This window comes from Sphingobacterium sp. UBA3519, from assembly GCF_002377215.1.
GTDB classification, from domain to species: Bacteria; Bacteroidota; Bacteroidia; order Sphingobacteriales; family Sphingobacteriaceae; genus Sphingobacterium; species Sphingobacterium multivorum.
Window position 1 is genome coordinate 177,119 of sequence record NZ_DFPI01000021.1, and the last position, 13,705, is coordinate 190,823.

The 13,705-nt window shown below is 39.5% G+C and carries 13 protein-coding genes; 5 read left to right on the top strand and 8 right to left on the bottom strand.

Annotated features, from left to right (window positions below):
* Positions 1–17: 17 nt before the first annotated feature.
* From B3297_RS10790 to B3297_RS10805, 4 genes are all read right to left on the bottom strand, one after another.
* The gene (locus B3297_RS10790) at positions 18–983 is read right to left on the bottom strand and encodes a YihY/virulence factor BrkB family protein (RefSeq protein ID WP_070564997.1); all 966 of its coding nucleotides are present in this window, start codon (positions 981–983) and stop codon (positions 18–20) included.
* 1 nt (position 984) lies between these two features.
* Complete coding sequence (locus B3297_RS10795; RefSeq protein WP_070564999.1) at positions 985–1,392, bottom strand: acyl-CoA thioesterase; 408 nt, start codon at positions 1,390–1,392, stop codon at positions 985–987.
* Positions 1,392–2,432: an endolytic transglycosylase MltG gene (gene mltG / locus B3297_RS10800; RefSeq protein WP_070565002.1), complete on the bottom strand. Its 1,041-nt coding sequence runs from the start codon at positions 2,430–2,432 to the stop codon at positions 1,392–1,394. The genes B3297_RS10795 and mltG overlap by 1 nt, the downstream gene beginning before the upstream one ends.
* A 194-nt stretch (positions 2,433–2,626) precedes the next feature.
* Positions 2,627–3,613, bottom strand: a complete 987-nt coding sequence (locus tag B3297_RS10805; RefSeq protein ID WP_070565008.1) for a PASTA domain-containing protein — start codon at positions 3,611–3,613, stop codon at positions 2,627–2,629.
* A gap of 147 nt (positions 3,614–3,760) precedes the next feature.
* Between B3297_RS10805 and B3297_RS10810 the strand changes: the two genes are divergently transcribed.
* Positions 3,761–4,768: a D-alanine--D-alanine ligase family protein gene (locus B3297_RS10810; protein WP_070565010.1), complete on the top strand. Its 1,008-nt coding sequence runs from the start codon at positions 3,761–3,763 to the stop codon at positions 4,766–4,768.
* Positions 4,769–4,975: 207 nt separating this feature from the next.
* On the opposite strand, the gene B3297_RS10815 is transcribed toward B3297_RS10810, so the two are convergent.
* The 3 genes from B3297_RS10815 to B3297_RS10825 all read right to left on the bottom strand — a co-directional run bounded on the left by B3297_RS10815 (position 4,976) and on the right by B3297_RS10825 (position 7,714).
* Positions 4,976–6,184, bottom strand: coding sequence for a serine hydrolase (locus B3297_RS10815; protein ID WP_254667688.1), 1,209 nt, complete (start codon positions 6,182–6,184; stop codon positions 4,976–4,978).
* 152 nt (positions 6,185–6,336) lie between these two features.
* Positions 6,337–6,831 carry a dihydrofolate reductase gene (locus B3297_RS10820; RefSeq protein WP_070565016.1) on the bottom strand — a complete coding sequence of 165 codons (495 nt, stop codon included), beginning with the start codon at positions 6,829–6,831 and terminating at the stop codon, positions 6,337–6,339.
* Positions 6,832–6,892: 61 nt separating this feature from the next.
* Positions 6,893–7,714 carry a thymidylate synthase gene (locus B3297_RS10825; protein ID WP_070565019.1) on the bottom strand — a complete coding sequence of 274 codons (822 nt, stop codon included), beginning with the start codon at positions 7,712–7,714 and terminating at the stop codon, positions 6,893–6,895.
* A 266-nt stretch (positions 7,715–7,980) separates the two neighbouring features.
* Here B3297_RS10825 and mtaB point away from each other — a divergent pair, with 266 nt between their 5' ends.
* Complete coding sequence (gene mtaB, locus B3297_RS10830; protein ID WP_070565022.1) at positions 7,981–9,303, top strand: tRNA (N(6)-L-threonylcarbamoyladenosine(37)-C(2))-methylthiotransferase MtaB; 1,323 nt, start codon at positions 7,981–7,983, stop codon at positions 9,301–9,303.
* A gap of 177 nt (positions 9,304–9,480) precedes the next feature.
* On the opposite strand, the gene B3297_RS10835 is transcribed toward mtaB, so the two are convergent.
* Complete coding sequence (locus tag B3297_RS10835; protein ID WP_145330304.1) at positions 9,481–10,377, bottom strand: EamA family transporter; 897 nt, start codon at positions 10,375–10,377, stop codon at positions 9,481–9,483.
* Between the two features lie 175 nt (positions 10,378–10,552).
* On the opposite strand from B3297_RS10835, the gene B3297_RS10840 reads away from it, so the two are divergent.
* The 3 genes from B3297_RS10840 (at position 10,553) to B3297_RS10850 (ending at position 13,625) form a co-directional block, all read left to right on the top strand.
* On the top strand, positions 10,553–11,125 hold the full coding sequence (locus tag B3297_RS10840) for a C40 family peptidase (protein ID WP_046673998.1): 573 nt from the start codon (positions 10,553–10,555) through the stop codon (positions 11,123–11,125).
* A 91-nt stretch (positions 11,126–11,216) separates the two neighbouring features.
* The gene (locus B3297_RS10845; protein ID WP_286778909.1) at positions 11,217–11,720 is read left to right on the top strand and encodes a hypothetical protein; all 504 of its coding nucleotides are present in this window, start codon (positions 11,217–11,219) and stop codon (positions 11,718–11,720) included.
* 345 nt (positions 11,721–12,065) lie between these two features.
* The gene (locus B3297_RS10850; RefSeq protein ID WP_070565031.1) at positions 12,066–13,625 is read left to right on the top strand and encodes a calcineurin-like phosphoesterase C-terminal domain-containing protein; all 1,560 of its coding nucleotides are present in this window, start codon (positions 12,066–12,068) and stop codon (positions 13,623–13,625) included.
* Positions 13,626–13,705: the final 80 nt, after the last annotated feature.

The window sequence follows — 13,705 nt, forward strand, 5'->3', positions numbered from 1 at the left end:
TAAATAATTTTATACACCTATTCGTCTCTCTTAAAAGAGTTGAAAATGCGTGGTTTGGCAATAACAATGGTTTGTTTAGACAGCGCTATTGCTGCATTAAGCTCATAGCCCAATAATAAAATAAGCGTATTCAGGTAAATCCAGAGCATAATGACGATCAGTGTCCCAATGGATCCATAGAGTTTGTTATATGCACCAAAATGATTGATATAAAAGGTAAATATGGAAAACGTCAATATTGCTAAAATGGTAGCCATAGAAGCTCCGGGACTGAAGAGTTTCCATTTATTGGAGTTGGAAGGACCAAATTTGTAAATACAGCTTACCGTGAAAAAGTAAATAGCAAATATTATCAACCATCGGGCTACTTTAAGTAGAATGGCCCAGAAGCTCGACTTTATACCTGTTGTTTCCTTGAGGTAGTCTATGGTAATGCCAGCTAGGGTAAATATTGTCATCCCAACTGTTAACGCAAAAATAATTAGGAAAGCCAAGGCTAAGGCAAGCAAACGTTTTCTGACCCATGGCCTTCTTTCCGTCATGAGGGAAGCCTTATTGAAGGCATTCATCAGAGAGGCCATACCATTGGTTGCAAAATAGGCCGCAAATAAAAAACCGAAAGAAAGTAATCCACCATTTTGGTTTTTAATAATATCCTCCAAAGTCGTTTCAACAACCAGAAAAGCATTTTTGGGAATAACCACGGCCAGAAAGTCCAGCAACTGTTCCTGAAAATTATTGATCGGAATATAAGGGATCAATGTAAATAAAAAAATGATACCCGGAAAAATGGCCAATAAAAAGCTATAGGAAAGGGAAGAAGCCTTGCTGACAATGGAATCTCTCGATAGCTCCTGAAAGAAAAATACGGCCACAGTATAGAGTGGTAGCGAGCCAAAGCCAGGTAGTACGACACGTTTACTCCATTCGATTAATCTAAAATAAGGTTCAATATTTAATAGCCATTGGTGGATTTTCCCCATATCAATTAAAATAGTTACTCATCTTATCCAAGAAAACCTGTGGCGGCATACAAGGTCTATTTTTTTCCATGTTGACAAAGACCAAAGTTGTCTCGCCCTGGTTGAGTAGTTCTCCGCTTTCATTGAACAGTTCATATTCAAAAATAATACGGACGGCAGGTTTCTGGCGGATTGTTACCCGTATCGTGATCAAATCATCGTATTTGCCCGGTTTTAGGTATTTTGTTTTCATCTCCGTAACGGGGAGCATGACCCCCATTTCTTCCAGCTCCTTATACGATATCCCCGTGCTCCGCAGCATTTCAGTCCGCGCTATTTCGTAAAATGCAGCATAATTTCCATAATAAACATACCCCATTTGGTCTGTTTCTGCATAGCGGACACGAATCTGATGGTCAAATACAAACATTATTTTTTAATATTTCTGGCGTCCAATGCCTGTTGAAATTTACGTGCATTGATCAAATGCTCAGCCTCTGTTTTTGCAAAATTATGATAGCCCGAAAAATCATCTTTAGCACACATGTAAATATAATCATGTTGCTTAAAGTTTAAGACCGCATCAATTGCAGCAATACTTGGAATTGAAATAGGACCTGGAGGCAAGCCCCTATAGATGTAAGTATTGTAAGGATTGTCTGTTCTAAGGTGCTTATTCAATACCCTTCTAATGGTAAAGTCGTTGTTGGCAAAGATCACGGTAGGATCAGCTTGCAATAACATGCCTTTTTTGAGGCGGTTTAAATATAATCCGGCGATCATGGGCATTTCATCCTGGTGTAAGGCTTCACCTTTGACAATAGAAGCCAATGTACTGACTTGTTGCGGTGTCAGGTTAAGTGCTTTTGCTTTTGCCGTGCGATCTGCATTCCAAAACTTTTTCCATTCATCATCAAAACGAGCAATTACTTTTTCGGGATTGGTGTTCCAATAAATTTCGTAGGTATTGGGGATAAATATAGCAATCAGATTTTCTTTTGTAAATCCATATTTCTGTGCTGTAGCCTCATCATTTAGTACCGCGATAAATTCTGCAGAATCTGCCTCAAAACTTTTACCAAGGAGTGCGGCCATATTCTCTTTCAGTCGCACATTGGAAAATCTGAATTTTACAGGTTCTTGGTAGCCACCAATCAAATTGCCAACTAAGCGTCTATTGTTCATACCAGGGGTTAACAGATAACGTCCGGGTTTTACACTTTGCTCATATTTTTTATATTGTGCGGCACGCTCAAAGGAAGCGATGTCATCCACAAGATTTGAATCCTTGATTGATTTCAATACATCTTCATATTTTTCGCCCTCGTGTATGTACAGGTATTTTTTCTCTCCCGATACATTAGAAGCATAAAATGCTTTATAAAATGTCCAAGCAAAATAACCTCCGACAACGATAACGATCAGGGCAATGATTTTTAACCAACTTGGTATTCCTTTTTTATTTTCCATGCTAAAATTTTTTATTCATTTGTTGTTCGCTATTAAGGGCATTCATACAGCCTTTAGCGGTCAATGGTTGATGAAATCGCCCAGATATGGATCGGTTTCATCTTTATATTTTATACAATTCCTGAATCTGCAACAAACGCTAATCCATCATAATGGAGATTATGCCATGCAGCTTCATTTTTAAGTCAATACACTTAAAAGCCAAGACTATTCCCTTTACTTTCTTTTTCTTTTTTCTGCCCTGCAGTTGGATTTGTTGTTGTCGATTTAGCTGCTGGCGTATTTGTTGTGGTACTTTTCGCTGGAGCAACGGGCTTAGACTGAACCGGAGCTTTTGCTGCTGGCGGAGTAACCTGTGTTTGGTTTGCCTGTGGTTTAGGAGTTGGCGTACCTCCAGCTGGAGCACCTGTAGTTGTTGTTGGTGCCGTCAATGAGAGCGTTATGTCTATTTTAGCCCCTAAGCTGGTTAAGCCTTTTTCTATTCCTGGTGATTGTACACTGATTACTGCGGTGGCTGTATCCGTTACATTGGGATCATAAGTCACTGTGCCTAGGCCTAGACCAGCTCCAGATAGGGCAAACTTCGCTTCGTTTAATGGAAGACCAATTAAGTTGGGTATTTCCACTTCATTAGCACCGAGTCCATTTCCCAAAACTAGATCTATACGTGAACCCTTAGGAATCATGCGCCCGTTACGGATTGATTGTCCAGCAAATTGAGCATCCAATACGATGTCCCTAGCGATATCGGCGACATAAGAAGTGTCTCCGATTCTAAGGTTATGGTTTTTCAAAATAGCCGTTGCTTCGATCAATGTTTTATCCTTTATATTCGGAAAGGCAACTTCAGGTGCAACTTGTGTGATAATGGTCAAATAAATAGTCCGCCCCGATTTTACATGAAATCCTTGTTCGGGATCCTGCTCGATGACCATTCCTGGTTTGGCGTCCATCTGGTAGACGGAGTCAATTTGATATTCCAGCCCCGCGTCTTCCAGCGCCTGGATGGCAGCACTGATATGAAGGCCTTTCACTTTAGGAACGGCTATAGATTCATCATGTTTGGTATATATTTTCAGTCCAACATAAACGAAAAGGAATAGACATACTATCGCGATAAAAGCGGCAATAAGATTTTTCCTAAAAGTGGGGGTCTGAAGATATTGTACGACTTTGGACATTTCTCTGTTTTGATAAAAATTAATTCTGCATAGAACCGCAATATTAAAGCCAAGTTTGCAGAATGATTAAATAAAATTATTCCTCACAAAATTATTCGTTTTTCCGTGTATAGCAAATTATATTTGCTATTCGAATCGCTAAAATTTATGAAAGCAAAAATAGCATTAATAACTGGAGGTTATACAGGAGAAGCTGAAGTTTCTTTTAAAAGTTCTGCCTTTGTCAATTCTCAACTTGATCACGACAAATACGATATATATTTGATTACAGTGACCAAAGAAGCATGGTACTATGAAGATTTGGACGGTAAGCGGCATCCGATTTCAAAAGCAGATTTTACACTTCCATTGAACGGAAATATCTTAAGCTTTGACTTAGCATTTATTATGGTGCATGGTGTGCCCGGAGAAGATGGAAGACTTCAGAGCTATTTTGATTTATTAGATATTCCATATACCTCATGTGATGCCTTGACTTCGGCATTGACTATGAATAAAGGGTATACAAAAGCGATTTTATCGGATATTCCCGAGTTGCATTTGGCAAAATCGGTCTTATTGTTTGAATCGCAACGCCCGGAAGCGGTCAAAATCGTCGAAAGCAATCTTTCGCTGCCGTATTTTGTGAAACCTAATGCCGGTGGAAGTAGTATCGGAATGACCAAAGTAAAGGAATCGGCACAACTGCAGGAAGCGATTGATAAAGCTTTTGATGCAGAGAATACCGGGAAACAGGTTATTGTTGAAGAATTTGTGACTGGACGCGAATTTTCCGAGGGAATTTTTAGGAATTCAAAAGGCGAACTCGTTGTTTTGCCGGCTACCGAAGTTCGTACTACACGTGAATTTTTTGATTATGAAGCCAAGTATGTACCTGGATTGACCGAAGAGATTACACCAGCAGATCTGACTAGGGAAGAGCAGGAGCGCGCTGCACGTATTTTAAGGGAAATTTATGTGAGATTGAACTGTAAGGGTATGGTTCGGGTGGACTTCTTTTTGGAAAACGATACCGATAAATTTTATTTTATCGAAATTAATACCATTCCGGGGCAGACTCCACAAAGCTTTATTCCGCAGCAGGTACGGGCTTTTGGAATGAAGGAGGGGGATTTTTACGGGGAGTTGATCGAAACGGCTCTACAATCGAAATAGTTTTGTTCTATCTCAGTAAGACTTGAGGCAGGGACTATATGGCTGGAGCGCGGATAAGCATACATTCCGATGATGACATACTGCATTTCCCGGCCACAGCCCGCTGATCATTCGCATAAGCAGCCTTCTAGCCAAGGAGGATAAAAATACGCCACGATGACGATGCGCAAAAAAGGCTTTCAATTTTCTGAGAGCCTTTTTTGTGTTTTATTTTCTGAAATCAAATTTCGATAGATCAGGTTTAAACTTTTTAACTCTTTTCAGCTCCTCCTGATAAATTACCTGACCGATATTTTTTAAAAAAGGATAGGTTACTGTTTCATATTCATAGCGTCCATCGTTGTAGATGCCATTTTCATTGGACTGTACAACAACGGCGAGCATAAATTCCACGCCATGTTCAAAGTCGACGACATAGGCATTATCAATATTATAGCCATAGGAATCTCCATACTTGTTGAAGATCCGGATGTTGGGATTTAAGATCGCATTTTTTTCACGGCCATAAAAAAGGAGCTTGCTATACGTTGGCCAGAATTCTGCTGGATCATATTTTGGAAAATCCGATTCAAAGGGATAGCGCGACATATAATCATAGAGGAGCGCGTAGTCATCTTTTTTCAGATTGAATCTTTCTTGAGGCTGAAATGCTTCGGGAAATAACAGCTTCTTCAATATCAGCTGTTGATCTTGCAAAGCGTATACATTTAATCCTTCAAAACTCCAGGGTTCATGAACAAGTTCATCTTTATCGTTCATGTAACCTTTCCCCTGAAGCGTATTGGACAGCTCGATGGTATAATCCTTGGGATCGAACTGTGCTTCTTGTTTATAAATAATACGCTTCCCCTTATAAAAGGTGACGGGGTTAGTATGTTTGGCCCATATGCCTTTGTCGCCAATAGCAAGACGGTTGACAATGCGGCTGTAATTAGTGCCGTATTTTTTTAGTTTCGCATTCAGTTCTGCACGGCCAATAAATTCGAAAAGCCTGTTTTGGGCATCGTTGTCGCTGGTTAATAAGATCTTTTTAACATATTGAGCAACAGATGGAAGGCCATTGGCGGCGGATTCATCCACAAGAACCTTAGTCTGCTTTTCAAAAGCAGAATCGATGCGTAGTGGGGTATCTTTGCTGAGACCGTCAATATGCAGGTCATTGATTTTTTCCAAAGCCAGAATTGCTGTCGGCAACTTCACTGTACTTGCGGGATAAAAATACCAGTTCGGATTCAGTCGATAGCTATAGGACCTGAAATGTGGCTTATTGGATTTGTCACGATCAATCTGTGTATACAGAATTTGTACTTCATTTTTCGTCGGATGACTTAATATGTTTTGAAATAGATCGGGATGACTTTGGAGTAATTTTTCCAGGTAAACAGTATCTATCTTCTGAGCGTATAGATCTGACATGAATAGAGTAAAAATTAGGGTGAGGTATTTTTGCATGTGCTTTAGATCAAAGTGTCGCGCCTGTAAGCTCTTCTATAGCTTTTAATGGTGATAGGATCATGAAGCAAAAAGCTCCATGATCCTATCGCGTTTTGCTATTCGTAAACATGGAATTATTTTCGCGTATAAACTTCAAAGGTATAAGCAAATGCATGTTTGTCATCGGCCTGATGCGAATCTGAGGCAACTAATTCCCATTCTTCTGACGGTAATTCAGGAAAGAAAGCGTCACCTTTGATAGTTGTATGTACGCGCGTCAGAAGCACTTTATTTGCCAAGGGTAGCGCTTGCTGATAAATGTTTGCGCCACCAATGATGAATACCTCACGTTCATCCCGGCAATACAAGAGTGCCTCTTGGATGCTGTTGGCAACATCAATATCTTCTCCCTGGAAATTCGCGTTACGTGTAATGACAATATTCCTTCTGTCTGGTAATGCTTTGCCTATGGCCTCAAAAGTCTTTCTGCCCATTAGGACAGAATGCGCAATGGTATTTTTCTTAAAATATTTAAAGTCGTTGGGTAAATGCCAAGGCATCTGATTGTCGATTCCGATGGCATTGTTTTCCGACGCAGCTACGATTAATGTGATCGTTGGGTTGCTCATTTTTGATATAAGGTGATTATTCGTTCGCTAAAATATATTACAAAATCAGGTACCTTTCTTGTTAAACGGCCACCGGAGCTTTGATATGTGGATGGGATTCGTAGTTTAACAATTCAAAATCTTCAAACTTAAAATCAAAGATATCTTTTACTTCAGGGTTTATTTTCATCTGGGGTAGCGCTTTTGGCTCGCGGCTCAATTGGAGCTCCGTTTGCTCGAAGTGATTACTGTAGATATGTGCATCGCCAAGGGTGTGGATAAACTCTGCGGCTTCCATGTCGCAAACCTGTGCGACCATCATCGTCAATAAAGCATAAGAGGCAATGTTGAAAGGAACGCCCAAGAATATATCGGCACTACGTTGATAGAGTTGACAGGACAATTGCGGCTTTAAGATACCTTTTTCAGGTTGTGCCGGAGCGACATAAAACTGAAAAAAGGCATGACAAGGAGGTAATGCCATATGCTCTATTTCGGCAACATTCCATGCCGATACAATAATACGGCGTGAATCCGGTGAATTTTTTAGCTGGTTGATAACCTGTGTGATCTGATCGATATGACGGCCATCGGGTGTTGGCCAGGAGCGCCATTGTGATCCGTATACAGGGCCCAAATTTCCTTGTTCGTCAGCCCACTCGTCCCAAATGCTTACGCCATTTTCTTTGAGATACTGAATATTGGTTTCACCTTTAAGAAACCAGATCAATTCATGGATAATGGATCGCAGGTGTAATTTCTTCGTCGTTACCAAAGGGAAACCTTCCTGAAGGTTGAAACGCATCTGATATCCAAAGACACTTTTGGTACCTGTGCCCGTACGATCTGTCTTTACAACACCATTCGTATATACATGTCTGAGTAAATCTAAATATTGTTTCATCTGTAAAAAGTAATTATTAAATACCAAATATCAATGCTATAATCGAACTGGATAGAACGAATAGCACTATTTTATGTGTCTGATTCTCAATCGGGGAATTTTTGAATACATCATGTCCGGCTCTAATTTAGTTTGTCCGTAATAAGCCGCCGGTGCATTCAACCTTTCAAGATAGTCAAAACTAAGGAAAATCCTTATAACGAGAAAGTCAAAACTTAAAATGATAAGAGGGGTTACTGAAAAAAAATGTAATTTTGCAAAATATTATGGAGAATAAAAAAGTAGCTTTTTATACACTTGGATGTAAACTGAATTATTCGGAGACATCATCCATTGGTCGTTTATTTAAAGATGCGGGCTATGATACTACAGCGTTCAATAGCCGTGCAGACGTTTATGTAATCAATACATGTTCGGTAACGGATAATGCTGACAAGAAGTGTAGAAAAGTAGTGAAGGAAGCTTTAAAGCACTCTCCCAACGCCTATATTACGATTGTTGGCTGTTATGCGCAGCTAAAACCAAAAGAGATTGCAGAGATTCCGGGAGTGGATATGGTCTTAGGTGCAGCTGAAAAGTTTAATATTATTGAGCATATCAATGATTTGACGAAACAGGAAAAAACGATCGTTTATAATGGTCCAATCGATGAGACCAATCAATTTGTTTCGGCTTATTCGATTGGCGATCGTACGCGTACCTTCCTAAAAGTACAGGACGGGTGCGATTATTCATGTACATTTTGTACGATTCCTTTGGCACGTGGCGGAAGCCGCTCGGGTAAGATCGAAGATATTGTGCGTCAAGCGGAAGAAATTGCAGCTTCAGGCGTAAAAGAAATTGTGTTAACGGGAGTTAATATTGGTGATTTTGGTATTCGGGATGGTAAGCGTGAAGACCGATTCTTGGATTTGGTAAAGGTTTTGGATGAAGTTGAAGATATCGACAGGATTCGGATTTCTTCGATAGAACCTAATCTTCTTTCCAATGATATTATTGAGTTTGTGGCGCAATCAAAACGTTTTGTTCCACATTTCCATATGCCACTGCAGTCTGGAAGCAATAAAATTCTGAGTTTAATGCGCAGAAGGTACAAAAGAGAACTTTACACAGAGCGTGTCGCATTTATCAAGTCATTGATGCCTAATTGCTGTATCGGTGTTGACGTTATTGTCGGATTTCCGGGAGAAACACGTGAAGACTTTATCGATACATACAATTTCTTGAATGATTTGGATATTTCTTACCTGCATGTCTTTACCTATTCAGAAAGGGAGAATACGATTGCTGCTCAAATGGACGGTGCTGTACCGGGAGCTCAACGCAGCGACCGTAGCAAAATGTTGCACATCCTTTCGGAGAAGAAGCGCCGTGCGTTTTATGAGTCACAGCTTGGTGAGACTGGTGATGTTTTGTTTGAAGCAGACGAAAAAGATGGTTATATGCATGGTTTTTCTAAAAACTATGTCAAAGTACGGACCTTATACGATCCATTATTGGTGAATGAGGTTGTGCCGGTTAAATTTATGGAAGTAACGGATTCCTGTGAAGTGGAAGTAGAAGAAATTCCGGAGACATTGACACATTAATCTTTTTAAGGGTTATACTATATTAAGATTTATAACATATAAAAAAGGCAATCTTCCCGCATAAGATTGCCTTTTTTCGCTAAAGAGAATTCCAAAATTTCCCTATTGATTGCAGTATGCTGTTGTATTTCTGATCAAATTGACGGCTGAAATCTGACCGGAAGTAAATCGGTACCTCTAATGCGTACTGCTCTTTGCTGCGTTCAACCAGATGACGGTACCCAAGATCAAAAGCACCCCGAGCCATTGTATCGTGGATACACTTTCATGAAGTATAAAAAATGACATACAGGTGGCTACAGGTAGCTCCGCCGAACTCAATATTCCGCCTAAGGAGAAGCCTGTTTTAGGTAAGCCGTAGGCAAACAATAAAGGCGGGATGACTGTGCCAAATAGAGAAAGGATCAAGCCGAAATAAAGGAAGTTACCATCAAATTGACCATTCCATAAATAAGCAGGTGGAAATAAGGTAAAGACCATGATACAGGCCCCCGTTACCATAATAGCGCTTTTTTGAATGGGGTGATAGTCATTGCCGACACGACCGTTGACGATCATGAAGACCGAATAGGCGGTCGCCGCTAAAAGACCAAATAAGACACCTGTTAAGTTGAGCTGTTGTAAGCCTTTTTCAATAAGTCCAGTCGCTAATAATGTTGCAATGAGTACAATGCCGATGCCAATCAGGTTGTTTTTTGAAGGTTTTGCCTTGAAAAAGATAAATTCAATCAGCACACCGATCCAAATATACTGCATCAACAGTACAATGGCCAAGGAAGCCGGAACAAGCTGTACACATTTGTAATAGAGAATGCTCACCAAACCGGTCGAAGTACCACTGATTAATATCTTGATCCATGAAGATTTCTTGCTTGAAGAGTGAAATGACTTTGCCGAAAAGAGTTTGATGATGATATAGATAAGCCAAAGGATAAGCATGCCAAACAATACCTGAATTCCTGTTACCTCTCCTAAATTCAACCCTTTACCATAGGCTTTTTTAACAAACGTTGATAGTATCCCAAAACTACTCGCACCTAAAAAGACAGCTAATGCACCTTTTAATTTTTCCATTCTCAAATAAATTAGGCGTCAAAGTTACGATTTCTGAACAATTCTTTTTCTTATCTGACGTTCTTATCAAGAAAAGCAATCTCCGGGGGCAAGCAAATTTATTGGATATCAACAGCAATTTAATTAAGTTTGTTATGCAAGTAAGTTTGTTAAGCAAGAACGTAAATCGAACAGCATGGGTGTCAGATCTTATTTTATCTTCTTTTTAGGTGCAGTTCTATTTTTGAGCAGTTGTTCAACGAAGAAAAAGGTACTTAGCTCCAAAACACATTCTTCCAATGGTTCGGTTTTGACAGATGCGAGCTCAGCGCGTGGAAAAACTTTTTCGGGATCCAAACTTGACAATTATGCAGACTTGCTCAATGTGAGTACCAAAAAACTAAATCCGCACCTTTATTCCTTTATTGACGATTGGATGGGGATACCGCATCGTATGGGTGGACAGACCAAATCGGGGGTAGATTGCTCGGGATTTGTTAATCTGCTCTATATTGAAGTATACAAAGGGAATTTGCCGCGGACTTCGCGTGACATGGAAGGAATAGTAAAGAGAAAAAAGGTCGATAAACTTGAAGAAGGAGATCTCGTGTTTTTTTCTTTCGGACGAAATGGAATAGATCATGTTGGTGTATACCTGCATAATAATAAGTTCGTTCATGTTTCGACACGGAAAGGTGTTATTATCTCTGATCTTTCCGACAGTTGGTATGCGAAGACCTTTGTTGACGCGGGCTCTCCCAATATCTAAACGCGTGAATTTCATGTAGGTTTTATGTCATATCTTGATATAAACTTTTATACCCTGTATAAATCCTTATTTTTGTCAAAATTTTATAGAAATGACAATCAAGAGTAAGAAGATTTTTTTGGGCCTTTGTATTATTGTGCCGTTTTTGATGTATTGTGTTTATTACTACAGTAATATGATCAAAAATGCCCCTTTTCGTTTTGCCGATTTTGAATCCATTGTATTCAAATATGGCGAGCCGAACCACATGGTCAACGAATACAATTCAAAAACACGTATCTATAAATATTTAGACAAAAAAGATTCTCTAATTACCGATACTGTAAAATTTACAAAAGACGATTTATTATACCTGCATCGCAAAGCAATGGAGCTCGGCTTTTGGAACTTGGATACTGATATGACCGGTCCTGAATGGCAGCAGGATTCAACAAATTCTAAAGTCCCACGTTTTTATTTAGAGTTCAACTATAAAGATAAGTCCAAGCATATCACTTTGGATGCAGATTTTGCAGGCAACCCTCGGATGCACGATGCAGCAAAATCAATGATCGATGAAGTCAACCGCATGTTGGCAACTGCGCAAGCCAGATAGTTAAGAAATAGGCCCTAAGGGTAAAGAGAGAAATCAAGTCATTGGTTTCTCTTTTTTTGTGCCGAATATCCGTCTGAAAACAAAGGATGGAAGAAGGATTTAACCGGCCAACAACATATATGTTAATGGGGATTTTATAGGGACTTAATAGGGACCTGATAGGGACCTCATTCGGATGAATACGTATAAAACACGGATAAAGTCCCTATAACGATACTGCCAAATATGGATTAATTAATACAAGAGTGTTAAATGGCTTCCTTTGTTTTTTTGATAAATTCTTTATATTCTCTTTATACTCTGTTAACCTGAATCGAATACCTTAGCGCCAAAACAAAATTTCATATGAAAGCATTTTTGGCACTAGCAATTTCCTGGGCATGCGTAAACGCTGTGCAGGCGCAAGATTTTGCAAAAGGAAAAGTTTATCTGGACGCAAACAAGAACGGAAAATTAGATAAAAACGAACAAGGCATTGCGTCTGTTTCTGTTAGTAACGGGCGTGAAGTGACAACGACTGATAAAGATGGTAATTACCAATTGCCCGTTGGAAATGACAACATCATTTTTGTGGTTAAACCAACAGGCTATGCTTTGCCCTTGGATGAAAATAACCACCCAAAATTCTATTATATCCATAAAGTAAACGGTAGTCCAGTTTCAAAATACCCTGCTGTTGCTGCTACAGGAAAAATCCCTGCTGCTGTAAATTTTGCAATGTATCAACAAGATGAGGATCCTAATTTTTCAGCTTTTGTTTTTGGTGATCCACAGGCTTACACGGAGGAAGAACTGGCCTATTTCAAAAATGGTGTGATCAATGAAATTTCCGATAAGACAATTGCAAAATTCGGAATAAGCTTAGGCGACTTGGTGGGAGACGATCTTTCACTTCAGCCAAAATATAAATCGGTGATTTCCACGATGGGCTTGCCATGGTATAATGTCATGGGAAACCACGATATGAACTATGATGCTAAAGTGGATAGCCTCTCCGATGAATCGTTCGAGCGGACGTTTGGCCCCAATAATTATGCGTTCAACTATGGAAATACGCATTTTATCATTCTTGATAATATCATTTATCCGAATCCACGGACAGGTAAAGGTTATTTAGGCGGATTCCGTAAAGATCAGCTTGATTTTGTGGAAAATGACTTAAAAAACGTTGCTAAAGATAAATTGATTGTGTTGGCATTTCATATTCCTTTATACCATCAAAACTCGGATGTCTTTCGTAACGAAGATAGACAACGTCTGTTCGATATTTTGGCTCCATTTAAGCATACCTTGTCTTTATCCGCGCATACACACTTTCAGCGGCAATATTTTTATGGACAAAACGAAGGATGGAAACAAGAAAAGCCACATCACGAGTATAATGTGGGTACAACCTCGGGCGACTGGTATTCGGGCGAGTTGAATGAAAAGGGAATTCCTGTTTCTACAATGCGGGACGGTACACCAAAAGGGTATGCCATCTTAAAAATCGAGGGCAACCAGTACAGTTTTGATTATAAGGTTGTCGGTAAGCCGGCAACGTATCAGATTGATTTATATGGCGCATCAGTCGTTCCAGAAAAATACACAAAGAAATACCCGATATACGCTAATTTTTTCATTGGAAAGGAAGGTGACAAGGTAACGTATAGAATCAATCAGGGCGAATGGAAGGAAATGGATTTTGTCAATGAAAACGATCCGGCATTCCTAAATTCTCTTGCTAAATACGATACAGCAACCGAATTAAAGAATACGCGTAGACCTTCGAACCCCGAAAAATCCAGTCATCTGTGGACAGCTAATTTGCCCAAACTTAAAGCTGGTAAATATCAGATTGAGGTTCAGGCGGTTGATCTTTTCAATAGAGTACACCTGGCAACAAAGACTATTGAGGTGAGATAAATAAGCATTTGTAGAGTTGTTTTAAGTTTAAAGATAGCTTAAGATGCACTTAACATAACGATCCTATATTTGTGTAGAGT

Bases quoted from the DNA above. Each gene is read 5' to 3' on its own strand.
- B3297_RS10850 (WP_070565031.1), top strand. From the start codon at position 12,066: ATGAAAGCATTTTTGGCACTAGCAATTTCCTGGGCATGCGTAAACGCT.
- B3297_RS10825 (WP_070565019.1), bottom strand. From the start codon at position 7,714: ATGAAACAATATTTAGATTTACTCAGACATGTATATACGAATGGTGTT.
- mltG (WP_070565002.1), bottom strand. From the start codon at position 2,432: ATGGAAAATAAAAAAGGAATACCAAGTTGGTTAAAAATCATTGCCCTG.
- B3297_RS10805 (WP_070565008.1), bottom strand. From the start codon at position 3,613: ATGTCCAAAGTCGTACAATATCTTCAGACCCCCACTTTTAGGAAAAAT.
- B3297_RS10840 (WP_046673998.1), top strand. From the start codon at position 10,553: ATGGGTGTCAGATCTTATTTTATCTTCTTTTTAGGTGCAGTTCTATTT.
- B3297_RS10815 (WP_254667688.1), bottom strand. From the start codon at position 6,184: ATGTCAGATCTATACGCTCAGAAGATAGATACTGTTTACCTGGAAAAA.
- B3297_RS10810 (WP_070565010.1), top strand. From the start codon at position 3,761: ATGAAAGCAAAAATAGCATTAATAACTGGAGGTTATACAGGAGAAGCT.
- B3297_RS10835 (WP_145330304.1), bottom strand. From the start codon at position 10,377: ATGGAAAAATTAAAAGGTGCATTAGCTGTCTTTTTAGGTGCGAGTAGT.
- B3297_RS10820 (WP_070565016.1), bottom strand. From the start codon at position 6,831: ATGAGCAACCCAACGATCACATTAATCGTAGCTGCGTCGGAAAACAAT.
- B3297_RS10795 (WP_070564999.1), bottom strand. From the start codon at position 1,392: ATGTTTGTATTTGACCATCAGATTCGTGTCCGCTATGCAGAAACAGAC.
- mtaB (WP_070565022.1), top strand. From the start codon at position 7,981: ATGGAGAATAAAAAAGTAGCTTTTTATACACTTGGATGTAAACTGAAT.
- B3297_RS10790 (WP_070564997.1), bottom strand. From the start codon at position 983: ATGGGGAAAATCCACCAATGGCTATTAAATATTGAACCTTATTTTAGA.
- B3297_RS10845 (WP_286778909.1), top strand. From the start codon at position 11,217: ATGACAATCAAGAGTAAGAAGATTTTTTTGGGCCTTTGTATTATTGTG.